23 protein-coding genes are annotated in these 22,744 nt (G+C 39.0%); 11 read left to right on the forward strand and 12 right to left on the reverse strand.

Going from position 1 to position 22,744, the window contains the following annotated elements; genetic code table 11:
- The first annotated feature begins 12 nt into the window (after positions 1-12).
- The 3 genes from leuD (at position 13) to leuB (ending at position 2,474) form a co-directional block, all read left to right on the forward strand.
- Entirely contained in the window at positions 13-660 is a 648-nt protein-coding gene (gene leuD / locus ABLC00_RS02285; RefSeq protein ID WP_004883413.1) for a 3-isopropylmalate dehydratase small subunit, read from the forward strand.
- A gap of 112 nt (positions 661-772) precedes the next feature.
- The gene (locus ABLC00_RS02290; protein ID WP_004710709.1) at positions 773-1,363 is read left to right on the forward strand and encodes a hypothetical protein; all 591 of its coding nucleotides are present in this window, start codon (positions 773-775) and stop codon (positions 1,361-1,363) included.
- 31 nt (positions 1,364-1,394) lie between these two features.
- Complete coding sequence (leuB, locus tag ABLC00_RS02295; RefSeq protein WP_032009888.1) at positions 1,395-2,474, forward strand: 3-isopropylmalate dehydrogenase; 1,080 nt, start codon at positions 1,395-1,397, stop codon at positions 2,472-2,474.
- Positions 2,475-2,527: 53 nt separating this feature from the next.
- On the opposite strand, the gene ABLC00_RS02300 is transcribed toward leuB, so the two are convergent.
- On the reverse strand, positions 2,528-2,935 hold the full coding sequence (locus ABLC00_RS02300) for a hypothetical protein (RefSeq protein ID WP_022575809.1): 408 nt from the start codon (positions 2,933-2,935) through the stop codon (positions 2,528-2,530).
- Positions 2,936-3,102: 167 nt separating this feature from the next.
- Between ABLC00_RS02300 and ABLC00_RS02305 the strand changes: the two genes are divergently transcribed.
- Positions 3,103-3,477 (forward strand): lysozyme inhibitor LprI family protein, encoded by a 375-nt coding sequence (locus ABLC00_RS02305; RefSeq protein WP_002053311.1) that lies wholly within the window; start codon positions 3,103-3,105, stop codon positions 3,475-3,477.
- Between the two features lie 51 nt (positions 3,478-3,528).
- Here ABLC00_RS02305 and infA read toward each other — a convergent pair whose 3' ends face one another.
- Positions 3,529-3,750, reverse strand: a complete 222-nt coding sequence (gene infA, locus ABLC00_RS02310) for a translation initiation factor IF-1 (RefSeq protein WP_001284370.1) — start codon at positions 3,748-3,750, stop codon at positions 3,529-3,531.
- A gap of 264 nt (positions 3,751-4,014) precedes the next feature.
- On the opposite strand from infA, the gene ABLC00_RS02315 reads away from it, so the two are divergent.
- A complete protein-coding gene (locus tag ABLC00_RS02315; RefSeq protein ID WP_004710706.1) occupies positions 4,015-5,025 on the forward strand; it encodes an AraC family transcriptional regulator in 1,011 nt (336 codons plus the stop codon).
- A 16-nt stretch (positions 5,026-5,041) separates the two neighbouring features.
- On the opposite strand, the gene truA is transcribed toward ABLC00_RS02315, so the two are convergent.
- The 5 genes from truA to asd all read right to left on the reverse strand — a co-directional run bounded on the left by truA (position 5,042) and on the right by asd (position 10,864).
- A complete protein-coding gene (gene truA, locus ABLC00_RS02320; RefSeq protein WP_022575807.1) occupies positions 5,042-5,839 on the reverse strand; it encodes a tRNA pseudouridine(38-40) synthase TruA in 798 nt (265 codons plus the stop codon).
- Positions 5,840-5,853: 14 nt separating this feature from the next.
- Positions 5,854-6,825, reverse strand: a complete 972-nt coding sequence (locus tag ABLC00_RS02325; protein WP_022575806.1) for an asparaginase — start codon at positions 6,823-6,825, stop codon at positions 5,854-5,856.
- A 58-nt stretch (positions 6,826-6,883) separates the two neighbouring features.
- Positions 6,884-8,176: a hypothetical protein gene (locus ABLC00_RS02330; RefSeq protein WP_033854154.1), complete on the reverse strand. Its 1,293-nt coding sequence runs from the start codon at positions 8,174-8,176 to the stop codon at positions 6,884-6,886.
- Positions 8,177-8,235: 59 nt separating this feature from the next.
- A complete protein-coding gene (locus tag ABLC00_RS02335; RefSeq protein WP_033854153.1) occupies positions 8,236-9,597 on the reverse strand; it encodes a FimV family protein in 1,362 nt (453 codons plus the stop codon).
- A gap of 148 nt (positions 9,598-9,745) precedes the next feature.
- Positions 9,746-10,864 (reverse strand): aspartate-semialdehyde dehydrogenase, encoded by a 1,119-nt coding sequence (gene asd, locus ABLC00_RS02340; RefSeq protein ID WP_002053322.1) that lies wholly within the window; start codon positions 10,862-10,864, stop codon positions 9,746-9,748.
- Between the two features lie 187 nt (positions 10,865-11,051).
- Between asd and ABLC00_RS02345 the strand changes: the two genes are divergently transcribed.
- Both ABLC00_RS02345 and gltP read left to right on the forward strand, forming a co-directional pair.
- Complete coding sequence (locus ABLC00_RS02345) at positions 11,052-12,173, forward strand: endonuclease/exonuclease/phosphatase family protein (protein ID WP_033846416.1); 1,122 nt, start codon at positions 11,052-11,054, stop codon at positions 12,171-12,173.
- 690 nt (positions 12,174-12,863) lie between these two features.
- Positions 12,864-14,150: a glutamate/aspartate:proton symporter GltP gene (gltP, locus tag ABLC00_RS02350; protein WP_348941075.1), complete on the forward strand. Its 1,287-nt coding sequence runs from the start codon at positions 12,864-12,866 to the stop codon at positions 14,148-14,150.
- Between the two features lie 56 nt (positions 14,151-14,206).
- Here the strand turns inward: gltP and ABLC00_RS02355 are convergent, their stop codons facing one another.
- From ABLC00_RS02355 to ABLC00_RS02365, 3 genes are all read right to left on the reverse strand, one after another.
- Entirely contained in the window at positions 14,207-15,307 is a 1,101-nt protein-coding gene (locus ABLC00_RS02355) for a glycosyltransferase family 4 protein (RefSeq protein ID WP_033846417.1), read from the reverse strand.
- A gap of 233 nt (positions 15,308-15,540) precedes the next feature.
- Positions 15,541-16,476: an LpxL/LpxP family Kdo(2)-lipid IV(A) lauroyl/palmitoleoyl acyltransferase gene (lpxL, locus tag ABLC00_RS02360; RefSeq protein WP_033846418.1), complete on the reverse strand. Its 936-nt coding sequence runs from the start codon at positions 16,474-16,476 to the stop codon at positions 15,541-15,543.
- A 119-nt stretch (positions 16,477-16,595) separates the two neighbouring features.
- Positions 16,596-17,228 (reverse strand): LysE family translocator, encoded by a 633-nt coding sequence (locus ABLC00_RS02365; protein WP_004883388.1) that lies wholly within the window; start codon positions 17,226-17,228, stop codon positions 16,596-16,598.
- Between the two features lie 140 nt (positions 17,229-17,368).
- Between ABLC00_RS02365 and ABLC00_RS02370 the strand changes: the two genes are divergently transcribed.
- On the forward strand, positions 17,369-18,376 hold the full coding sequence (locus ABLC00_RS02370; protein ID WP_033854151.1) for an acyltransferase family protein: 1,008 nt from the start codon (positions 17,369-17,371) through the stop codon (positions 18,374-18,376).
- A gap of 20 nt (positions 18,377-18,396) precedes the next feature.
- Here ABLC00_RS02370 and ABLC00_RS02375 read toward each other — a convergent pair whose 3' ends face one another.
- A complete protein-coding gene (locus ABLC00_RS02375; RefSeq protein ID WP_002053207.1) occupies positions 18,397-20,307 on the reverse strand; it encodes an ATP-binding cassette domain-containing protein in 1,911 nt (636 codons plus the stop codon).
- 32 nt (positions 20,308-20,339) lie between these two features.
- Here ABLC00_RS02375 and ABLC00_RS02380 point away from each other — a divergent pair, with 32 nt between their 5' ends.
- The gene (locus ABLC00_RS02380; protein WP_002053395.1) at positions 20,340-20,585 is read left to right on the forward strand and encodes a SlyX family protein; all 246 of its coding nucleotides are present in this window, start codon (positions 20,340-20,342) and stop codon (positions 20,583-20,585) included.
- A gap of 54 nt (positions 20,586-20,639) precedes the next feature.
- Here the strand turns inward: ABLC00_RS02380 and ABLC00_RS02385 are convergent, their stop codons facing one another.
- Positions 20,640-21,647: a zinc-binding alcohol dehydrogenase family protein gene (locus ABLC00_RS02385; RefSeq protein ID WP_033846420.1), complete on the reverse strand. Its 1,008-nt coding sequence runs from the start codon at positions 21,645-21,647 to the stop codon at positions 20,640-20,642.
- Positions 21,648-21,746: 99 nt separating this feature from the next.
- On the opposite strand from ABLC00_RS02385, the gene ABLC00_RS02390 reads away from it, so the two are divergent.
- Both ABLC00_RS02390 and ABLC00_RS02395 read left to right on the forward strand, forming a co-directional pair.
- Positions 21,747-22,124, forward strand: a complete 378-nt coding sequence (locus tag ABLC00_RS02390) for a helix-turn-helix domain-containing protein (RefSeq protein WP_017393951.1) — start codon at positions 21,747-21,749, stop codon at positions 22,122-22,124.
- 147 nt (positions 22,125-22,271) lie between these two features.
- Positions 22,272-22,721: a hypothetical protein gene (locus ABLC00_RS02395; protein ID WP_002053270.1), complete on the forward strand. Its 450-nt coding sequence runs from the start codon at positions 22,272-22,274 to the stop codon at positions 22,719-22,721.
- The last annotated feature ends 23 nt before the right edge of the window (positions 22,722-22,744 follow it).

The following is a 22,744-nucleotide window of genomic DNA, read 5'->3' on the forward strand; positions in this document are numbered from 1 at the left end:
CTGGAGCAAACCATGAAAGCTTATACAGTTGAACAAGGTATCGTTGCACCATTAGATCGTGCCAATGTTGATACAGATTTAATTATTCCGAAACAGTTCTTAAAATCGATTAAACGTACTGGTTTTGGCGACAACTTATTTGATGAACTTCGTTATTTGGATGAAGGTTACCCAGGTCAAGATAACTCGGTACGTCCAAAAAATCCGGACTTTGTTTTGAATCAACCACGTTATCAGGGAGCAACAGTTTTAATTGCTCGTACGAACTTTGGTTGTGGTTCAAGTCGTGAGCATGCACCTTGGGCATTAAACGAATATGGTTTCCGTACCGTTATTGCGCCAAGCTTTGCTGATATTTTCTTTAATAACTGTTTTAAAAACGGCATGTTACCAGTTATTTTATCTGAGAATATTGTTGATCAATTATTCAAAGAATGTGCTGCGAATGAAGGATATCAATTAACAATTGATTTGGCTGCGCAAGAAGTTCGTACACCAACAGGTGAAGCATTTAAATTCGAAGTGGATCCATTTCGTAAGCATTGCTTGTTAAATGGCTTGGATGATATTGGCTTAACCCTTCAAAATGCGGACGCAATTCGCGCTTATGAAGAAAAAACCAAACAGGTTCGTCCTTGGGTATTCCAAGAGATAAATTAACCTTTTGGTACATTTTAAACATAGTCATGGCGTCGTGTTCAAACTCTTGCTAACATGCTAAAGCATAACAACAGCTTAAAATTATGCACTAGATGAGGATTGGGCTTGAACAATGAAGAGGAACGTTACTCATAGCTTTTTGTTGGGCCTGTGCGCAATAACACTAAGTGCTTGTCAGAGCACTTACAATGTAGTGGATACTGTTCGTATTAAGCAGGCTGAACAAGAAAATTTGGGGCAGAATGCAGCAATATATTGTTCGGGCGCAAAAAGTTGCGAATTTGAACGGCTAAATGATATTACTGTTGTTGATGCACAGACACGTCGTATTAGTAATCAGGCAATTCATCAAGGAATTGTGAGATTAAATGGTTCGGTGTTAAGTCAAAGCAATAGTTTGTATTTATCTGTGCCTGCCAAACAATATGAAGTGGTGATTCGTTACTATCCGATTTCTCCAGATCGGGCAGAAACCATCCATGTTATTCACCAATTCAAAGCCAACCATCGCTATATGTTTAAAATGTACCGAGACAAATCTAACCGTTCGGGTAGTTTGCTGAATGTTTCTGTACCAGATCCATTATGTGTTGACTTAGAGCAGGATGGGCGTGTAATTCGCCGTTTTTGTCGACCATTTGATGTAACCACAGGACTCGGTGAATTTCTCGAACAGAAAAAACTAACACCACGACAGTCATAACACTGTCTTGTCTTTGAAAATGGAAAACTTCATGTCTAAACAGATTTTAATTTTGGCTGGCGATGGGATTGGTCCTGAAATTGTTGGGGCAGCAGAAAAAGTATTAAATAAAGTAAATGAAAAATTTAATTTGTCTTTGACTTGGGAACATGGCTTGTTAGGTGGAGCTGCGATTGATGCTCATGGAGAACCGTATCCAGCTGTAACAAGTGAGCAAGCCAAAAAAGCTGATGCCATTTTATTAGGCGCCGTTGGTGGACCAAAATGGGACACTATTGAACGCTCTATTCGCCCTGAACGCGGTCTTTTAAAAATTCGTAGTGAACTTAACTTGTTTGCTAACTTGCGCCCAGCGATTTTATATCCACAATTAGCCGATGCTTCTAGCTTAAAGCCTGAGATTGTTGCTGGTTTAGATATTTTAATTGTTCGTGAATTGACAGGTGGCATCTATTTTGGTCAACCACGTGGTATTCGTGAACTCGAAAATGGTGAAAAACAGGGCTATAACACTGACGTTTATTCTGAGAGCGAAATTAAGCGTATTGCAAAAGTTGCTTTTGAACTTGCAGGATTACGTGGCGGTAAAGTGTGTTCTGTAGATAAAGCCAATGTTTTAGAAGTAACAGAGCTTTGGAAGCAAACAGTCACGGATTTACAGCAAGCCAACTATCCAAATATTAAGCTTTCACACATGTATGTGGACAATGCTGCCATGCAGCTTGTACGTGCGCCTAAACAGTTTGACGTAATCGTGACAGGCAACTTGTTTGGCGATATCTTGTCTGATGAAGCAGCAATGCTTACAGGCTCAATTGGTATGTTGCCGTCAGCTTCTTTAGATGAAAATGGCAAAGGCATGTATGAACCTTGTCATGGTTCGGCGCCTGATATTGCGGGTCAAAATGTGGCAAACCCATTAGCAACCATTCTTTCTGTTGCAATGATGCTTCGTTATACATTCCGTGCAGAAGCTGCTGCTAAAGCAATTGAAGATGCAGTAGGGCAAGTACTTGATCAAGGTTTCCGTACAGCCGATATTATGTCTGAAGGCATGACTAAAGTAGGTACAGCCGAGATGGGTGAAGCAGTCGTTGCTGCTCTTGCTTAATCGCTACTTTGCTAAAAAACGCAGCTTCAAGCTGCGTTTTTTTATGGTTGTGTTTAGCAAGCTTTACCTTCGTATTGAATAGATTCAGCAATGTCATTTTTAAGCTGAAAAATAACTTTGCAATTAAAATTAACATCGTAAGAGTTGCTCCCTAATGTCCCCGATTGAATAGGAACTGGATTACCACCCATCTCTACATTACTCACCATAGGAATGGGAATACTTAATGGCCGTAGAATCGTGTAGATGAGTTGATTTGATGTTTTTTGTGGAACATGCGCAATTTGAAAGCCAAGACCGCGTAAGTTTAGTTCTTGTTGAATGGTGGTCGATGATTTGCCCAGAAAGCCTTTTAAATATTCTTGTAAGTCGACAGATTGGCGTGGTTGAGTTGCGCAACCGTTCAAATAAATAGACATCACTGAGAGCAAGGTTATTCGGCATAAGTTCGGTATATTCATTTTTCTCTCTATCAAATTATATTTATTGTTAGATAACGGTAGGTTGGATTGCCTAGCTTGTAAAGAAAAAAAGGAAGTTTATGATAAATGGAGGATGAGTTTATCTAGCAATTCATACTCACATCTGAAAGGCTTTATAATTATTTTGCAAAAAACTTAAGGAAAACATGATGAAAAAAATACTTTTAGCACTTTTATGCAGCTTTGGAGTAACAGCGGTATATGCCGATAATTGCGATACTACTCGTAATACCTATGATGATATTTACTGTACAAATAAAATCTATGCGAGTGCTGATGCGGATCTAAATAAAAATTATCAGGCATTAAGAGCAAAATTGAATGCGGCGCAAAGAAATACGCTTAAGAAGTCTCAGCTTGCGTGGATACGTCAACGTGATGCTGAATGTACAGATTCAAATAGAAATAGTGTAGACGTGCAGTGTCGTTTACAGACAACGCAGGAAAGAAACCATTGGCTACAAGAAAGATTGCGTGAATGCCAAACAGTTGGATGTAAGTCTAGTCGATTAAGTGAATAAATAAAGCAATAAAAAAGCCACATCATGAAGTGGCTTTTTTGCATTCACTAATTAGCGAGCACGGTACGTAATACGACCTTTAGTTAAGTCATATGGAGTCATTTCGACTTTTACACTGTCGCCAGTAAGAATACGGATATAGTGTTTACGCATTTTACCAGAAATGTGTGCAATAACTTCGTGACCGTTTTCAAGACGTACACGGAACATCGTATTAGGAAGCGTTTCGGTGACAACGCCTTCGAACTCAATGAGTTCCTCTTTATTGGCCATAGCCTACCTGATGATCAAATTGGAAAGGCGCAAATTATAGTCAATTTATTTAAAAAAAACAAGATAGACATCTTCTTGTTAAAGCATCTGGTTAAACTATGACTAGTAAAAAAAGATGTAATTTTTTTCACAAAACAACTCTAATTCTGTTGTCAGTTTGGTCAATCAACGCTAATCTAAAATCATAGTTATTAGGGACTGTTCATGCATAAAGAGTCAACAGCTCCTAAGTATCAATGAAGTATCTACATGGAAGGGCACTGCGTGGGTCAGCTAACAGATGCATCAGTTGTATTACGTTTTGGCTATCAAGCAATTCGTCGTGCAGGATTGCCAACAGAAGAAATATTAACTAAAGCGGGAGTCGCTTTAAATCAGGTCGATACAAATGCACGTACTCCGTTAAGTGCACAGTATGCCTTTTGGACTGCAGCTCAGGAAGTCAGTAAAGATCCAGACATCGGTTTGCATTTAGGTGAGCATTTGCCTTTGTACCGTGGTCAGGTGATTGAACATTTATTTATTAGTAGTGAAACCTTTGGTGAAGGCCTTAAAAGAGCTTTAGCGTATCAACGTCTAATTAGTGATGCATTTGATGCAAAGCTGGTTGTCGAAGATGGGCGTTGCTATTTAACCAATGGTGAGCAAGTGGGGGCTGATAACCTTGTGAATCGTCATTTTTCAGAATGTGCGATTTCTGGTGTGCTTCGATTCTTCAAATTTATTACCGAAGGTCAGTTTCATCCTATCTTCATCGATTTTAACTTTAGTGAAGGTGCTTCGGAAGATGAATATTTCCGAGTTTATGGCTGTCCGGTAAGTTTAGGGCAAAAAGAAACAAGGCTATATTTTGACCCTGCTATTTTAGACTTCCAGCTTTGGCAGGCGGAACCTGAACTATTGCAACTGCATGAACAGCTCGCAATTGAAAAGCTACAAGAATTGGCACGTTATGATTTGGTCGGTGAGGTTCGTCGAGCGATTGGTTCAACACTAGAAAGTGGAGAAACTACGCTAGAAACTGTAGCAGCACAACTAAATATTACGCCACGTCGTTTACGCACTCAGTTGAGTGAAGCGAATACTAGTTTCCAACAAATACTTTCTGACTATCGTTGTCGTTTAGCTAAAAAACTTTTGGCAAATACCAGTGAGAGTGTGGAGCGTATTGTGTATTTAACGGGTTTCTCTGAACCAAGTACGTTCTATCGTGCGTTTAAACGTTGGACTAATGAAACACCAGTTGAGTACCGTAAGCGTAAACAGCACCGCTAATAAAAATGGGTTAAGCCTACTCAGGTAGGTTTAACCAGTGTGGCCCAAGTGGTGGTTGTGGTAAGTCAAACTGCTCGGGATAGTAACATTGAATAAAGTAGAGACCGTCAGGTGGAGCAGTGACTCCTGCTGCTTTACGATCTTGTGCTGCAAACATCGTATCGATATGGTCTATTTCATACATACCTTGACCAATTTCGAGTAAGCATCCAACAATATTACGCACCATATGGTGTAAAAAACCATCTGCTTGAATATCTAACACTAAATAGCGGCCATGTTCAAATAGACGACAATGCGTTACATGTCGAACAGGTTTATTGGACTGGCATGCTGCTGCGCGAAAGGTTTCAAAGTTATGTGTACCTTCAAATTTACTAGCAGCTTTAATCATCTTTTGCACATCTAGCTGTTGGTAAATGTGCGTGACCTGTTTATGTAAGAGGGCTGGTCGACAAGGAGCGTTATAAATAACATAGCGGTAACGTCGAGCCGTTGCTTTAAAGCGTGCATGAAAATTTTCATCCATCAGTTTAATCCACTGAATGGAAATATCTTTAGGTAACTGGCTATTTGCTCCTCTCAACCATCCCATTTCTGGACGAATGGCGTTCGTATCGAAGTGTGCCACCATATTCGTTGCATGTACTCCCGCATCTGTTCGGCCCGCACCGTGAAGTGCAATAGGTTCATCTGCGATTTTGCTGAGTACACGCTCAATAGTTTCCTGAACGCTGGCAACGCCTGGCTGTTGTGTTTGCCATCCTCGATATTGAACTCCGCTAAACTCAATACCGACCGCATAACGTTGCATAGCTTTACCTCTATTTAATGCAAATTTTCATTCCAATGGCTGAGCCATTGTTCTGGGGTTGGGTATTTTAAATAGATTTGAAGTGCTTTTGCATAAAGATCTGCATGACTATGTGCATCATTAATGACAATTTTTGCAGTTTTGGCCCATGCACTAATTGCATAACGTTGGTCAATGCCGCCAAATGTCACTTGTGTTGCCAAGATTGGAACACAACCATGAGCATAGAGTTCATCTAATGTTGCCAATAGTTCAGGGTTAACTGCGATATTGCCTGTACCAAAGCCTTGTAACACTAAAAAGTGCGGTGGAGCAGGAAGTAAGTGACGTAACTGTTGTACCAAGTGCTGTGTTGAAATCGGTTGCATCATCCAGTTTAAAATCTGAAATGAAGCAGCTCGTTCAATTTGAGCATCTTGTACGATCAATTCATTTTGTTGAGGCGTAAATTCAACTTCACTACTTAAACCTGAAAATGCATCGAGTTCAGTTGTATGAGTTTTTAATGCAGTTTGTGCATGGAATACTTGATGATGGAATGCAAGATAAGCACCTACAGGTAAGCTAATCACTTGTTCTAATGCAAGATATAAGTTCTCGATTGCATCAGTGAATTCACGAGTATTATCACCTTGAACATTGAGTAACGGGTATTGGCTACCAGTAATCACAATATGACAGCTTTGGCCTAAAAAGCGAGCTAGGGTCGCAGCCGCATAACTGAGCGTGTCTGTACCGTGAATAACAACGAAATGCTGATAGCCTTCAAGTTGTAGTTGTTGTATGCGTTGAATTAGACGTAACCAATCAGGTGCCGTACATGCACTGCTATCGACAATATTGGGTGCTGCAAAGCAGTCAACTGTTAAGTGTGGAGGTATCACTTTCTCAAGTTGAGGTAAGAATTGGTCATAAGGCATAGGTGCTAAAGGCTCACCGACGCAGCCAAAAGTACCACCCATGTAAAATAAGGCTATTTTTTTCATATTTTTGCAGGCATAAAAAAGCAGTCATCTCTGACTGCTTATGGTAAATCGAACAGTTCTAAGAAGCTATGCGATTAAGTAGGTTTTTCGCATGTTGTTGTTGTTCTGTGTTGAATTTTTGCTCATTAGCCTGTAGTAAATTGCGCGCTGCTTGGTTCTCACCAAACTTGATATATTGCTCAGCCAGTTTTAAGTCGAGCTCACTTTCATTTACTTGTTTTAATTCTGGAAATGCCTCTAGAAGTGGATCCTCTATTTGAGTTTGAGTAGCCTCTTTAGTTACTACATCTAAATGGTTTTGAGTTTCAATTTCTGGTGCTGTAACTAGTGCAGGTTCATCTAGCGAAAACTCAAGAGGTGCGATAGAAGTCGCTTCTAATGGTGCTTGTTCTACGAGTGTAAGTTCATCTAATGATGGAACTTGTTCATCAGATTTCTTTTCTGAAATTGAAGGATTTAAGTCAAGGTTAAAATCTAATGCATTAAGGCTATTTTCTTGATTTGCTTTTACTTCTACTGCTTGAGTTTTTTCTTCATTTTCATGCAGAGGTGCCAAGTCAAAAGAAAACTCTAAATCAGCTAGTTCATTTGTTTCTTGAGATGACGAAACTTCTGGTATTTGCTGAGATGTTGATTGTTCTGGTTCCTGTACGGGTTGACTGATATTTTCGGTAGCTGCATTTTTTTCAAATGAAAAGTTAAATTCTAAAGGTTCAACTTCAACCGCTGGTTCTTGTTTTACAGGTGTATAGTCTTTCTGTAAGTCATCAAAAGAAGTTTCAGAAGAACTTGTTGTTAACTGGTCAAACTGAGCAGTTGTGTCAGGTGTGTTTTTCGGTTCTTCATATGATTGAGCTTGAGGAAAATCAATAGCATCAGGTTGTCTTGCAGACTCATATTCTTTTTGTCTTGCTTCTGCTTTAATCGCGATTTCATTTAATGCCAAACTGCGAATGTGGCTAATTAGTTGTTGAATCGCGAATTCATCTTTTTGAGCAATATGAACTTCAAGAAGTAATAAATACAATTCGTGCTGGGTATTGTCTTTTTTTAGTGCCTGATTGACTTGAGCTTCAGCCGCTGAAAACTGTTTTTCTTGAATGAGCTGTTGAATATTTTGACGAACAGCCTCAGGAACAGGACTACTTTGTGGAAGAGCAGGAGTGATTTCTTCAACTACATTGGCTTTACTTTTTTCACGCGAGCTTTTACTCGATTTGGCACCTGCTTTTTTGCCCGATTTTTTACTTATACTTTTTGGGGAGGTGGTCTCTTGTTTTTGGCCATTCTCGCGCTTTTTTAAAACAACGGCGACCACGAGTAATATGATAAACGGAATCACATATAACATTACTTTCCCCTTAAAAAATAAAATTTTGCAATATAAAGCGAGCTAACTCTGGTTTTAACTTAGTGTTTTTGCTTGTGAGTTTGTTGCTGTGCTTTTAATTGCTGCTGTAACTCTGCCAAACGCGCATTCAGAAGTTGAATACGTTGGTCTTTTAAACTTAAAGTTTGATTTAGTTTGGTTACATTCCTTTGTAATGTAACGGTTTTTTCTCGAGTTGTCATAACTTTTACTGCTAACTCAGTATTGTTTTGACCTTGTTGTGTGCTCTTTTTTGCACTTCCATGATTAGAATTTGGGCTGTTCTCTGCCACAATGCTCATTTCAGCTTGTTGCAAACGATATTTAGCTCGGCCAGAAGTAGGTTTTGCTAAGTTAGCTTCAGTTGATTTAGGTTTTGTATGAGGCGCTTTGGCTGTATTTGCTGCTGTTAAATTTAGTGAAATTCCCTGACGTAAACGGTTTACATCGCCTTGGATAAAAGCATGTCGATTTTGAGCTTGGATATCTCGCATGACTTTAGCTACAGGTTGTTTAGTTTGTGCTGCGATACGATTAGCAATAGTCCATAAAGACTCATTCCGTTGTACAACATATTTACCGGTAGGTGCTGGGCCTTTATAAGTGCTGATTTTTTGTTTTTTTTGTGTGTTTTTACTTAATAGATTTTTTTGTTGAGCAGGTTTAGATTGAGCTACTTTTTTGACTGTAGTGGCTTGATTGTCACTGCTTGGTTTAAGAGGCGTAGATGGCTGTTTTTCTACAGCAGATGGTTCATTACTCATTGCTGCGATAGTTTGCTGTGGCGCTTGAGCTGAAGATTGGTCTGTAACAGAAGCCATAGGAGCAGAGCTATTTAAAGTTGGAGCAGCTCCAGTGCTAATACTTAAATTACGTTCATTCGTTGTAGTGTCTATTACGGTTGATGAGGTATCGGCAGCCGTATAACGAGCACTTTCAGGTAGGTTTAACGCAATGTCTTTTTCATTTACGATAAATTGTGGTGAAAGTGGAGTTTCATTCGCAGCAACCTTTTTAATAGGTGATGGCTTTAAAACAGTTTTAATATGTTGAAGGCGAGTTGCATTACCCTCACTAACTTTTACGACAATATTCAGTTCAGGATCAATAATAGGGCGAGATGAGGTAATCACAATAACGCCAGAACCTTGGCCATTTTGGCGTGTATAAAAATTCAGATTACCAGGAGGTTGGTGAGTGACTCCCAAACTATTAAGATCTTCTTGAGTGGCTAAACTGACTTGTAATGGGGTATTTGGATCCGCTTGCTGAAAATTCATTTCTGCATAAAGTAATTCCCCAGGTGCAGATTGAATTTGAATAGGATCTAATGTAATCGCATAAACACAAGGCGAAGACATAATGGTGAAAATGGCAATTTTTAATTTGTTATATGCAGTCATCTCAATCCATGACCTGATCAGTCGTAAAGTCGTTCAAAATTATACAATAATGAAATGTAAATAAATTGTTAATTTTTCACAAACCAGTTACGAAAAAGCCGATCAAATGTGATCGGCTTTTTATTTTGACTGAATAATTCAGGTCAAATTATGAGCTTTTGTATTCTACTAAAATACGTAACATACGACGTAAAGGTTCAGCAGCGCCCCAAAGTAGCTGATCGCCTACTGTGAATGCACCGAGATACTCTTTACCCATATTGAGTTTGCGTAAACGGCCTACAGGTACAGTTAAGGTACCAGTCACAGCTACAGGTGTAAGATCAGTCATTGATGCTTCACGTGTATTTGGTACAACTTTAGCCCACTGGTTTGAGTTACGAATCATATCTTCGATCTCATCAAGCGGAACATCTTTTTTCAGTTTGATGGTTAATGCTTGAGAGTGGCAACGCATTGCACCGATACGCACACAGTGACCATCAATAGGAACAATTTGAGAGTTACCTAAAATCTTGTTGGTTTCAACTTGACCTTTCCACTCTTCTTTAGATTGACCGCTTTCAAGCTGTTTATCAATGTAAGGAATCAATGAACCAGCAAGTGGCACACCAAAGTTCGCAGAAGGGAAGCCTTCACCACGTTGTAACTCAGCAACTTGACGATCAATATCAAGAATTGCAGATTTAGGATCATCTAACAATGTCTTGGTATTGTTGTACAAATAACCCATACCTGTTAACAACTCACGCATGTTTTGTGCGCCAGCACCTGATGCTGCTTGATAAGTCATAGCAGTCATCCACTCAACCAAATTATTTTGGAAAAGTGCGCCTACGCCCATCAACATAAGTGATACTGTACAGTTACCACCAACGAAAGTTTTAGTACCTTTCGCTAAACCGTCTTTAATTACGTTAAGGTTAACTGGATCAAGAACGATGATTGCATCATCAGACATACGTAAAGTAGATGCAGCATCAATCCAGTAGCCATCCCAACCAGTTGCTTTTAACTGTGGGAAAACTTCAGACGTGTAGTCACCACCTTGGCAGGTAATAATGACATCCATTTGCTTCAGACTGGTAATGTCTGTAGCTTCCATAAGTGCTGGGGCAGTCTTACCACCAAATGAAGGAGCTTCACCACCTGCATTACTGGTAGAGAAGTAGAATGGCTCAATATGAGCAAAATCATTCTCTTCAACCATACGTTGCATAAGGACGGAACCGACCATCCCGCGCCAACCGACCAGACCTACTTTCATGTCATTTTGCCTCGGTGCGTTAAAATTGTTAGGGGGAGTTGAGTGTATCAAAAGTGCTCACAACTGCAAGCGTTACAGAATCAAAACAGCAATTTTATTGAGTAGAATATCTTGTTTATGTTACATACAAAATTGATAAAGATGACAAAAACATTAAAAAACAAATCATCTTAAAAGAGTAATTTCAATGATTTATATCGAAGTTGTGTCTGTGGTGGTGATTTGGTTGACTTTCTGGTCACTTATCCCTCGTGATGAGTGGTGGTTTAGAGGGGCTGATTTTCCACGTTTACAAATTCTGTTTGTGGGCTTTATTGCTTTAATTGGCATGTTGTTTTGGCCGTCTGAATGGAACATATGGCGTGAGCTTTTGCTTGCAGTACTCATTGCAGCAATTGCTTATCAACTTAAAATGGTTTTGCCTTATACCTTGTTTTGGAAAAAACAGGTTAAAAAGGTAAAGCAACATCAAGTAGATCCTAAAAAACAGATTTCACTAATTGTTTCTAATGTGCTTACACCCAATGATAAATATCATTTATTACTTGAGCATGTACGGACATTAAAACCTGATTTATTGTTGACGTTAGAAAGTGACAAGACATGGGAAAATGCTCTAAAAGAAATTGAAGAGGAGTACCCTTACCGTGTGCCTGTACCATTAGATAATTTATATGGCATGCATTTATATAGTCGATTACCGCTTAGAAATACTGAGGTCAAGTTCATTTTAAGTAATGAAATTCCTTCTATTCATACCACTGTAATCTTACGTTCTGGGATGCCTGTTCAGCTCTACTGTTTACATCCTAAGCCGCCTAGTCCAACTGAAGCAAAAGATTCAACACTACGAGATGCAGAGCTTTTAATTGTTGGAGATCAAATTAAAGATCTGGATGAGAGTTGTATCGTGATGGGAGATCTAAATGATGTCGCATGGTCACGAACAACACGTTTATTTCAGCGTATTAGTGGATTACTCGACCCGCGAGTTGGCCGACACTTTATTAATACTTTTCACGCAGATTACTCTTTATTGCGTTGGTCACTTGATCATATCTTTCATAGTACAGACTTTGGTTTAGTAAAAATGCAGCGTTTATCTCATATGGGCTCAGATCATTTTCCTGTCTACGTCGTTTTACAAACAGGTCGAATATTTGAAGAGATTCAAGAAGAAGTTGAAGAAACTCAAGATGATGAAGAAGAAGCTCAAGCTGCAATACAAGAAGGTATTGCTAAAGCTGAAAAAGAAGAAAAAATAGTGACTGATGAAATTGCAGAGCCTTATAAAGAGAAAAGTATATAAAAGCAGGTTGTAAGCAATATCGTACAAAGATTTGAGTCTAGGTCCAATAGGCAGGGGGAACTAAAACCCGTATTCTACATTCATCGGCACACGGAAGCGGGAATGGATAATCCCAAGTAAGGATGCACTAAGCTGATATGGAACGACATCACGGATAAGATGTTAGAACGGAAGCAATAAAAAGAATTATATACCCTGAAAGCACAACCTCATTTACCCGAGTTTTGCAGGACGCAGAACTCGGGTTGATATTTTATATAAATACTATTTAATTATTTGTAAATTAAAGAAATATTTTTAAGATTATCTTAATTTTAAAATCTATTTAATTATAGGTAGTTGTCCATAAGTTTTTTTATATATCCGAGCCTTTTTCGATGAAAATAGATACAAAAATTTTTTTTGATAAGTTTTTGTTTTTATAGATTATTGAAGAATAAATATAGGCTTTGGTCTATTTAGACATAAATTGGACTTGTTTAATTGGCAAATCTCAATAGAATGTGCCGATCGTTGACATGTTGGATCGTCAACAGGCATTGTTGTTTACTTCGCCGGATCGGCGGGTTGTGATTTGCTTGTGCATTTAAATTTCTGTTTGGAAATTAGTGTACATATTGAGGTTTCACTCTAAGATAGTGGTCTTCTCCCTCTCATATTTGATACTTTGCGGTGCATAAGGATTGTCTTATGAAGAATTTTAAATTTAGCCTTGCGTGGCAAATTTTAATTGCTTTAATCCTAGGGATAGTTGTCGGGGCTGTTTTACATAATCAGCCTGAAATCAAAGATAGTATTGTAAATAACGTTCTTACGCTGTTAGGTAAGATCTTTATTAGCCTGATTAAAATGATTGTTATTCCAATCGTTTTCTCTACATTGATTTTAGGTATTGCGGGTGTTGGCAGTACAAAAAGTCTTGGGCGTCTTGGTTTTAAAACCATTCTCTATTTCGAAATTATTACTACTATTGCTATTTTGGTCGGCTTGGTTGCAGCAAATATCTTCCATCCAGGTTCAGGCATTGATATGTCTCAACTGGTTCAAACTGATATTTCTCAATATAAGCATACAACTGAAGAAGTACAGTCACAGTCTCATGGTATTATCCAGACGATATTATCGCTTATCCCAACGAACATTATTAGTTCAATGGCACATGGCGAAATGTTACCAGTGATTTTCTTTGCTGTGCTTTTTGGTATTGGCTTATCTTCATTGCCAGCTACAACAAAAGACCCATTATTAAATGTATTTCATGCTGTATCGGAAACAATGTTCCGTGTGACACACATCATCATGAAATATGCGCCAGTGGGTGTATTTGGTTTAATCGCTGTAACTGTTGCAAACTTTGGTTTTGCTTCACTTATTCCATTAGGTAAATTGGTTGTATTGGTTTACGGTGCAATCTTGTTCTTTGCTTTAGTGGTACTTGGTTTAACTGCAAAAATGTTCAGCATCAATATCTTTACTTTGTTTAAGATTTTGAAAGATGAATTAATCTTGGCGTATTCGACTGCAAGTTCGGAAACAGTTTTACCGCGTATTATGCAAAAAATGGAAGCTTATGGTGCACCAAAAGCGATTTCTAGTTTTGTAATCCCAACTGGTTATTCTTTTAACCTTGACGGTTCTACGCTTTATCAAAGTATCGCAGCAATCTTTATTGCACAGCTTTACGGTATTGAAATGTCGATCAGCCAACAAGTTATTTTGGTTGTAACATTAATGATTACTTCGAAAGGTATTGCAGGTGTTCCTGGCGTATCGTTTGTTGTGTTATTAGCGACATTAGGTAGTGTTGGTATTCCTGTGGAAGGCTTAGCGTTTATTGCTGGTGTTGACCGTATCATGGATATGGCACGTACTGCGTTGAACGTTGTTGGTAACGCACTTGCTGTACTTGTTATCAGTAAGTGGGAAAAACAATATGACTATGAAAAAGCTGCTGCTTATGAAGCAACCTTTAAATAAGACTGCTTTCTTTTAGTTAATAAAAAACCCGCGATGATCGCGGGTTTTTTATTATGTTATTTCAATACACTTTGATAGAGCTCAAGGGTTTGGTCACACATATCTTTTAAACTGAACATTGTCACAGGAGCGACTGTTTGAGGTTGTTCAATATGATGCTTTACTGTTTCTAATAAAGCTTTTTCATTTTCGGCTTCAACAAGACCTTGTGGATATACATGAGATAAAATCTCTGCAACACCTCCACGGTTCCAGCCAATTACTGGCGTACCGACTGACAGTGCTTCTAATGCTGTTCTACCGAATGTTTCTGCTTGATTGGATAGAGAGAGCACAATGTCGCTAAAAGCGAGCCATTCACGTATATCTGAGCGATGTCCTACAAAGGTGATCTTATCTGCAAGTCCTTTGTTTTGAATGGTGCTTTGCAACTCACTTAAATAGGCCTGTTTTTTAGCATCGGCACCCCCCACAACAACAGCATGAAGTTGAGGATATTGCGACTGAAGTTGTTGCATCAATTCAATTAAGCTTTCATGTCCTTTTAAACGCGTAATACGGCCAGGCAAGCAAAGTAAAAATTTATTTTCGAGTTCAGGAAAGTCATTAAAAACTTGATTAAACCACTGTGCTGAGGGTTGGTAGTTATGCGGGAAAGCAGCTGGATCAATCCCTCGATAAATCCGGACAATATCTTGTGGTGGACAGTTTTTATAATGGTCAGTGATGTATTTAACCACGCTGTCAGAAACGGCAATTACTTTTTCTGCCTGAGTCATGATCGCACTATAGCGATTGACTGAGTAGAAACCATGTACTGTACTGATGAGGTGAGGGCGCTTATGGGCTGGTATTCCTTTTAAAGCAAAATGGGTAAGCCATGCAGGAACACGTGAGCGTACATGAACAATATCGGGCTGATGCTCTTCAATAAGTCGACGTAAAGGGCGGATTTGCCATAAGCTCGATAAAGATTTTTTATGAATCGGTAGTGTTAAGTGTTTAGAGCCCTCGGCTTCAAGTTGAGACACTAATCGTCCGCCATTTGATACAACCAAAGATTGGTGGCCTTGTGCAACCAGTGCACTTGCAATTTCCAGTGTGCCGCGTTCTACGCCACCGCTATTGAGTTCTGGGAGAAGTTGCATCACTTTCATTGATTTTGCCTTTAGGTTGTAGCAAAGCGGTGTTTTACCGGTTATTCATTTAATAGGTGGAGTTTACTCCTTACTTTTGTTTTGGCAAAAGTAACAAAACCATTTGTTGGACTAACGACACATCCATGATGTCGTAGTCCAACGGGCGACGTCCTTGTCGCCTTCGCACGATAGTACATGTTGGTGTTTATTTAGATGTTTATTACTACAGTGCGGCCGTTACTGAAGATTATTTAATAGATCTCTTCATATCCCTCAGGACGTGTCTTAAAACGACGGTGAAACCACATATATTGAGTTGGTGCGATACGAAGCTGGTTCTCAATAATCTTATTCACGCGGGTTGCATCATCGACTTCATCTTCGCTTGGCATATTGTCGACTGCAGGTTCAATTAGAATATGATATTTAGGGTCCTGTACATCGCCATGACGATAAAAATATAAAGGAACAGCAACCGCTTTGGAAATTTTTAATAAACGACGGTGAGCCGTTACTGTCGCAGCTGGCACTCCAAAAAATGGTGCCATAACGCCTTGTTTAAGCCCGAAGTCTTGATCGGGACTATACCAAATGGCATCACCATCTTTAAGGTGACGAATTAAGCCGCGCATATCATCATGATCAATTTGTGCTTTGTAGATTGTGCCGCGGCAGCGATAAATCAGCATATCGAGTAGTGGATTATTTTGAGGACGATAAACAACATCGGGTTCAAAATATTGAGCACATACATAACCACCGGCATCAAGCAAAGTACTATGAGTTCCCAGTAATAAAACACCTTTGCCCTGAGCTTGAGCATCAGTAATGTGTTCTAAACCTTCAATTGTGACGCGGTTTTTAAACCAGTAAGGCTTATACCATGCGTTTAAGGTCTCAAAAATACCAAGCATCATATCTACAAAAACTTGTTTTGCTTGTTGCTGTACTTTTTCAGGTGACCATTCAGGGAAGCAAACTTCTAAATTACGAATAGTAGTTTTGCGACGAGATTTTAAATATTTCCAAGCAAGGTTTGCTAATCCATGAGCTAAACGCCATTGGATCGCCCATGGTAAAATAGCCAAAAGCATGAGGAAAGTAATCGCAATCCATACACCCCAATATTTAGGTAATAAAAAGGACCATTGAAACTCACCGGGCGTATAAGGCTGCTTTTGGCTCATAACGATATAAAGAATTTAAAAAGTTAAAACTGGCAAAAGTGTATCACGAACTGAATTTATCGTCGTAATACACAGGAGTAAATTGAAGTTTTAGAGCAGGGGGAAGAAAACAAAGTGGGTTATCGGCGGTGTTCTAAAAGAATACGAACAGCGAGTCCGGCTAATACAGTCCCCATAATCCAGCGTTGAATGCTCGCCCAAAGCGGTTTTTGCTGTAGAAAGAGCGCAATACTACCTGCAGAAAATACAATCAGTGCATTGACTGAAACACTGACAAAAATTTGTATGGTCCCGAGTTGAATGGACTGCGCTAAAATACTGCCTTGTTGTGGATGTATAAACTGTGGCAATAAAGACAAATACATAATTGCAATTTTAGGATTAAGTAAATTTGTCAAAAAGCCCATTAAAAATAATTTTAATGGTGAGTCAATAGATAAGTCTTTTACACTAAAAATAGGCGCTGCATTTGGACGTAATGCTTTCCATGCAAGCCAGAGTAAATATATGGCACCGACAATACGAATTGTGTCATAAGCATATGGAACTGCCACAACAAGCGCTGTGATCCCGAAAGAAGCGCAGAGCATATAAAATACAAAACCAACAGCAACCCCACCGAGGGAAATAAAACCTGCTATTTTGCCTTGACTAATGGAGCGAGAGATAAGATAAATCATGTTCGGACCCGGGGTGAGTACCATCGCCAAGCAAATGAGTCCGAATGCCAAAATTTGAGAGAGATCTAGCACGGAATTATCCTTAAATATTATTATACTGGTAGGTATATCATAATTATTTTATATACAGCGAAACTTTATTCATTGTCTTTTTGAATCAAAAAATAAGAATAATTCAGTATGATATGAATATCCTGATTTCATAGAAATTTATGAGAAATCTCCATATCGATGCTACAAAAGGCATCTTAATTTTTCTGGTTGTATTAGGTCATTACCTTGAAAGGTTAATTGGCTGGAACGAGTCTCTAAATCAAGCGATTTTAGGGAGCATTTACTTTGTTCATATGCCAGCTTTTATTTTTATATCAGGCATGTTTTTTAAAGAAGAGAAAATACTAGAAAAATTAATTTACTTTTTATCGTTATATTTGCCATTCCAGTTTTTATTTCAATTGCTTGACGCTTTTTATAATGGAAGTCTTTGGACTGGTACATTTCATTTGGTATGGTTTGCTAAACCTTATTGGGTGTTATGGTATTTATTTGGCATGGGAGCTTGGACGGTTCTCGCTTTTTTCCTAAAAAAGACGGCATATCCAGTTCTGTTTTCAATAGTTTTAGCTTTACTGGTTGGATGCTCACCCATCAATAATTACAGCTATTCGATGGGTCGAATTTTCGTATTTCTACCTTTTTTTATGGCTGGGGCGATTTATGGTAAAACCATTTTTCAGTATATATCGCAGTTGCCTTATGCAAAGTTATTTGCTGTTATTACATTATTCATCATTACTGCTGTAGCGGCTATAAGTCATTATAGTTATTACTGGTTATTTGGCAGTTTATCTTATCTACAGTTACATGTGGATGTTTGGCAAGGAATGCTGATTCGCAGTGTAATAATGTTGCTATCGGCTATGGGAGTTTTGAGTTTATTTATACTCACTCAAAGCTTTAAACAACCTTGGATCGGTTTAGGCCAAAAAACGCTACCAGTTTATATATTGCATGGTTTTGTAATTATTGTTTTGACTCATCAACTAAGTTTTAAATATTCGGTCGAGATCAATATTTTGATTAGTCTTGTTTTGGCTATCCTCACTTGTATGATTTTGCAGTTACAGATATTTGAACGTTTAATTCGCTTCATCTCTTTATTTGTTTATAAACCTTTTATGGCATTACTAGAAATTCTAAATCCAAAAAAAGGGCTTTAATTAAAGCCCTTTTTTATTGATTAACTGCCTTTACTCATTTGCTCAAGTTCATCCCAACGCTCTAATTTTTCAAGCAATAATTCTTCAATTTCTGCTAGGCGTTGACTTGCTTGAGTCGCAGCATCTGCATCAGACACAAACCATGAACCATCTGCAAGTTTGTCAGAAAGCTCGGCTTGTTCAACTTCCAGCTTTTCAATTTCAGCAGGAAGTTGCTCAAGTTCACGTTGGTCTTTATAGCTCAATTTCACCTTTTTTACGCTACTTTGAACAGCAGCTTTTTCAGCTTCAGCTTTTGCCTGAGCTTTCTTAACGTCAGACTTCTGGTCTACCACTTTTTCATCTGGGCGTTGTAGTAAGTAATCTTGGTAACCACCGATGTACTCTGCAATACCACCTTTACCATCAAAGACCCAAGTAGAAGTGACAACGTTGTCCATAAATGCACGGTCATGCGAAATAAGTAATAGCGTGCCTTTATATTCGGAGAGCATCTCTTCAAGTAGCTCAAGAGTTACCATATCCAAGTCATTGGTTGGTTCGTCCATCACAATCAGGTTCGATGGTTTAAGCAATAATTTAGCAAGCAAAATACGGTTACGCTCACCACCAGAAAGGGCTTTTACTGGTGTACGTGCACGTTCAGGTGAGAACAAGAAATCTTGTAAATAACTGTAGATATGACGACGGTTGCCATTTACATCAACAAAGTCAGAGCCTTCTGAAACGTTTGCCATGACTGTTTTTTCAAGATCTAAGGCATTACGTAATTGATCAAAATAAGCAATCTCTAATTGAGTACCTGTTTTAACAGAGCCACCGTGTTCGATTTCACCTAAAATAGCTTTAATTAAAGTCGTTTTACCGACACCGTTATCACCGACTAAGCCAATACGGTCACCACGCATGACAAGCGTAGAGAAGTCTTTGATGAGTGGTTTACCATCATAAGATACGCTCAAGTGCTCAATATCAAATACTAATTTACCAGAGCGATTTGCTTCTTGAGTCGCCATGCTCACTTTGCCTTGTTGTGAACGGCGTGCTTTCGATTCTTCGCGTAAAGCTTTTAATGCACGAACACGGCCTTCGTTACGTGTACGACGTGCTTTAATGCCTTGACGAATCCAAGCCTCTTCTTCAGCTAATTTTTTATCAAATAAAGCATTTTGTTTCTCTTCGGCTTCCATTTGCTGAGCTTTAAGCTCCAAATAGCGTGAATAGTTACCTTCGTAGCCACGTAAGATGCCGCGGTCAAGTTCAACAATTCGAGTCGCAATGCTATCTACAAAAGAGCGGTCATGCGAAATAAATAGAAGTGTTAAATTATTTTGATCGAGTAGGAATTTTTCTAGCCACTCAATACTTTCAACATCTAAATGGTTGGTTGGTTCGTCTAGAAGCAATACGTCTGGCTGCGTTAAAAGAGCACGAGCGAGTAAAACACGACGTTTACGTCCACCAGATAAGTCTGCCAAATCTGCATTTGGGTCGAGACCCATTTTACTTAATAGAGCATTAACCTTGTTTTCAAGTGCCCAACCGTCTAGTTGGTCTAGCTTGTGCTGAAGGTTACCCATACGGTCGCAAGCTTCCATATCGCCAAGCATACAAGCATCGGTTGCTTGGTGATACGCTTTGAGTACTTCAGCCGCTTCTCCTGCGCCGTCTGCTACAATATCAGCAACCTTACCTGAATCCATTGGAACGTCTTGGGCTAACATGGAAACCGTTAAACCATTTTGGATAGAAACTTCACCAGAATCCGGTAATAAGCTTCCCTCGATGAGTTTAAGTAAAGTAGACTTACCTTCACCATTACGCCCAATTAAACAGACTCGTTCGCCACGTTCTAGATTAAAGTTCGCGCCATCGAGCAGGGCAGGTCCGCCAAAAGCAAGTTGGACATCCCTTAGGGTAATATAGGCCATAATGTTTTCCAGAATCTCAAATGAGGATTTAAATGACTAAACCACCATATCATGATGATCAAGCGTCATTTTCCGCACCCATTGAAGATTTGCAAGTGCGAATTACATTTTTGGATGATTTAGTTGAACAATTAAATCAACAACTCGCTATTCAAACTCAGGAAATAGCTGATTTGAAAAAACAAATGCAATTGCTTTATCAACGTGTGGAATCTTCGGATTTATCAGAAGGCATTGCACCTTTTGACCCTTTAACGAATAAACCTCCGCACTATTAATAAAAAGGCAAGTTCAATACTTGCCTTTTTATTAGGAGGTATTTTGAATTTTACTTAAAAACCTTGTAAAACAATCTTCCCTTTTGTTGTTCCACTTTCAATTTGCTGATGAACCCGTTTTAAGTTTTCAGCATTAATTGGACTTAAAACTTCAGTCACAGTTGTTTTAATTTTCCCTTCATCAACCAGCTTGCTGACTTCATTTAATAGGTCACTTTGTTTTTGCATATCTTCAGTCTGAAACATTGAACGTGTAAACATAAATTCCCAATGTACGGATACAGACTTCGATTTAAACGGTTTAATATCTAACTGTTCAGGGTCATCAATTAAGCCAAAATGCCCTTGTGGTGCAATCAACTCTACAATATCTGATAAATGCTGATACGTTTGAGTGGTCGAGAACACATATGAAGGTGCATTTAAGTCTAATTGCTTGATTTGTGGGGCTAAAGGCTCGCGATGATCTAATAGATAGTCGGCACCTAGTTGTTCTACCCATTCTTTTGTTTCAGGGCGTGAAGCTGTAGCAATAATCGTGAGGTTAGTTAATTGCTTAAGAAGCTGAATGGTAATTGAACCTACACCGCCAGCTCCACCAATCACTAAAATAGTTGTATTAGCAGGTGCAGTCTTTGGAACTTGCAGACGATCAAATAGCATTTCCCAAGCTGTGATTGCAGTTAAAGGGAGAGCTGCTGCCTCTGTTGCTTCTAAAATTTTTGGTTTATGACCAACAATACGTTCATCAACCAATTGCAATTCACTATTACTGCCTTGGCGATTTAAAGCACCTGCATACCAAACAACATCGCCTACTTTGAATTGAGTGACTTTATCTCCAGTCGCTTCAACCACGCCTACAGCATCCCAGCCAAGCACTTTCCAGCCGGATTCCGCACTTATATTTTTACGTATTTTGGTATCGACTGGATTTACTGAAATAGCTTGCACGCGAACTAGTAAATCGTGCCCCTTCGCAACAGGTGTATCGAGTTCAATATCAACGAGTGATTCTGGCGATGTAATGGGACCTGCTTTTTGATATGCGACAGCTTTCATAATTGTGATTCCTCTTGTTGAGAGTTTGATCATAACGTAAGCTTAAAAATAGTGACTACAGACAAATAACGCTCATAGTGTCAAAAAGGATACTGTAAAATGGCAAAAGCTCGACATTCAAGTTTTGACTGCTCACCGGGTTGTTCAGTTGAAGCCGCGATCAGTTTGATTGATGGCAAATGGAAATGCGTCATTCTTTGGCATTTATTAAATGAAGGAACTTTACGATTTAATGAAATCCGTAAACGAGTTCCAAGCATTACGCAAAGAATGCTCACCAATCAGCTTCGTGAGTTAGAACAAGATGGCATTATTCATCGCGAGGTTTATCCTCAAGTTCCTCCTAAAGTGGAATATAGCCTGACTGATTTAGGACGTGGGCTTGAGCATATACTTCTTGCTCTAAAAACGTGGGGAGATGCACATCTGGATCAGTTTGGTAAGTTAGCTACTCTTGAAACTGAAAAGAGCGCCTAAATATTGTGCCTAGATTGCTAAGAATATCTATGAGGAAATGTTGTAGTTTTTAACCTCGTCGGTTAATTGGACATTATTTTTATGATGTAACTTGCGTTTTCTGGTCAGCTTATGCAACTCTAATAAAAGAGATTAATAGGTTTTGCTATGGACAATATCGGAATTTGGGTTACCGTTATCATTGTTCTTTTTGTGCTGGGCTCCATTTTTGGTTTAAGAGTGAGTCCGCGTGAAAAGGCACTCGGTATTATGCGAGACAAAGCCCGTAAAATGGGACTACATCCACGCATAATTGCCGCACCTGAATGGACACATGTCCCGATGGCAACTGAAAAGCGTGCCAGCATGGTTGCTTATTATAGTGTATTGATCCCCGATGCTCGTTTAACGCTCATGCGTGCTCGTGTTATAGACGGAAAATTAAAAGTAGTGCAGGGTGATGAGAAATTTAATGATTCTCCCATTGCATTAAAAGGGATTTATGCTATTGATATGCAGGCAAACTGTGTGGGCCTTTATTGGGATGAGGAATCGGACCTAAAAGCCACGCAATTAGATGAGATGAAGGCTTATCTGTTGGCCTTGGCTGAAGCCTGATTTTTAAATTTATTGGTATAGGA

Source organism: Acinetobacter nosocomialis (assembly GCF_041021905.1).
Classification (GTDB): Bacteria; Pseudomonadota; Gammaproteobacteria; order Pseudomonadales; family Moraxellaceae; genus Acinetobacter; species Acinetobacter nosocomialis.

Coding starts and splice junctions, on each gene's coding strand:
- infA (WP_001284370.1), bottom strand. CDS start 3,750: ATGGCCAATAAAGAGGAACTCATTGAGTTCGAAGGCGTTGTCACCGAA.
- ABLC00_RS02380 (WP_002053395.1), top strand. CDS start 20,340: ATGACTAAACCACCATATCATGATGATCAAGCGTCATTTTCCGCACCC.
- ABLC00_RS02385 (WP_033846420.1), bottom strand. CDS start 21,647: ATGAAAGCTGTCGCATATCAAAAAGCAGGTCCCATTACATCGCCAGAA.
- ABLC00_RS02345 (WP_033846416.1), top strand. CDS start 11,052: ATGATTTATATCGAAGTTGTGTCTGTGGTGGTGATTTGGTTGACTTTC.
- asd (WP_002053322.1), bottom strand. CDS start 10,864: ATGAAAGTAGGTCTGGTCGGTTGGCGCGGGATGGTCGGTTCCGTCCTT.
- ABLC00_RS02330 (WP_033854154.1), bottom strand. CDS start 8,176: ATGTTATATGTGATTCCGTTTATCATATTACTCGTGGTCGCCGTTGTT.
- ABLC00_RS02355 (WP_033846417.1), bottom strand. CDS start 15,307: ATGAAAGTGATGCAACTTCTCCCAGAACTCAATAGCGGTGGCGTAGAA.
- ABLC00_RS02325 (WP_022575806.1), bottom strand. CDS start 6,825: ATGAAAAAAATAGCCTTATTTTACATGGGTGGTACTTTTGGCTGCGTC.
- leuB (WP_032009888.1), top strand. CDS start 1,395: ATGTCTAAACAGATTTTAATTTTGGCTGGCGATGGGATTGGTCCTGAA.
- truA (WP_022575807.1), bottom strand. CDS start 5,839: ATGCAACGTTATGCGGTCGGTATTGAGTTTAGCGGAGTTCAATATCGA.
- ABLC00_RS02335 (WP_033854153.1), bottom strand. CDS start 9,597: ATGACTGCATATAACAAATTAAAAATTGCCATTTTCACCATTATGTCT.
- ABLC00_RS02300 (WP_022575809.1), bottom strand. CDS start 2,935: ATGAATATACCGAACTTATGCCGAATAACCTTGCTCTCAGTGATGTCT.
- gltP (WP_348941075.1), top strand. CDS start 12,864: ATGAAGAATTTTAAATTTAGCCTTGCGTGGCAAATTTTAATTGCTTTA.
- ABLC00_RS02370 (WP_033854151.1), top strand. CDS start 17,369: ATGAGAAATCTCCATATCGATGCTACAAAAGGCATCTTAATTTTTCTG.
- ABLC00_RS02290 (WP_004710709.1), top strand. CDS start 773: ATGAAGAGGAACGTTACTCATAGCTTTTTGTTGGGCCTGTGCGCAATA.
- ABLC00_RS02395 (WP_002053270.1), top strand. CDS start 22,272: ATGGACAATATCGGAATTTGGGTTACCGTTATCATTGTTCTTTTTGTG.
- leuD (WP_004883413.1), top strand. CDS start 13: ATGAAAGCTTATACAGTTGAACAAGGTATCGTTGCACCATTAGATCGT.
- ABLC00_RS02390 (WP_017393951.1), top strand. CDS start 21,747: ATGGCAAAAGCTCGACATTCAAGTTTTGACTGCTCACCGGGTTGTTCA.
- ABLC00_RS02375 (WP_002053207.1), bottom strand. CDS start 20,307: ATGGCCTATATTACCCTAAGGGATGTCCAACTTGCTTTTGGCGGACCT.
- ABLC00_RS02305 (WP_002053311.1), top strand. CDS start 3,103: ATGATGAAAAAAATACTTTTAGCACTTTTATGCAGCTTTGGAGTAACA.
- lpxL (WP_033846418.1), bottom strand. CDS start 16,476: ATGAGCCAAAAGCAGCCTTATACGCCCGGTGAGTTTCAATGGTCCTTT.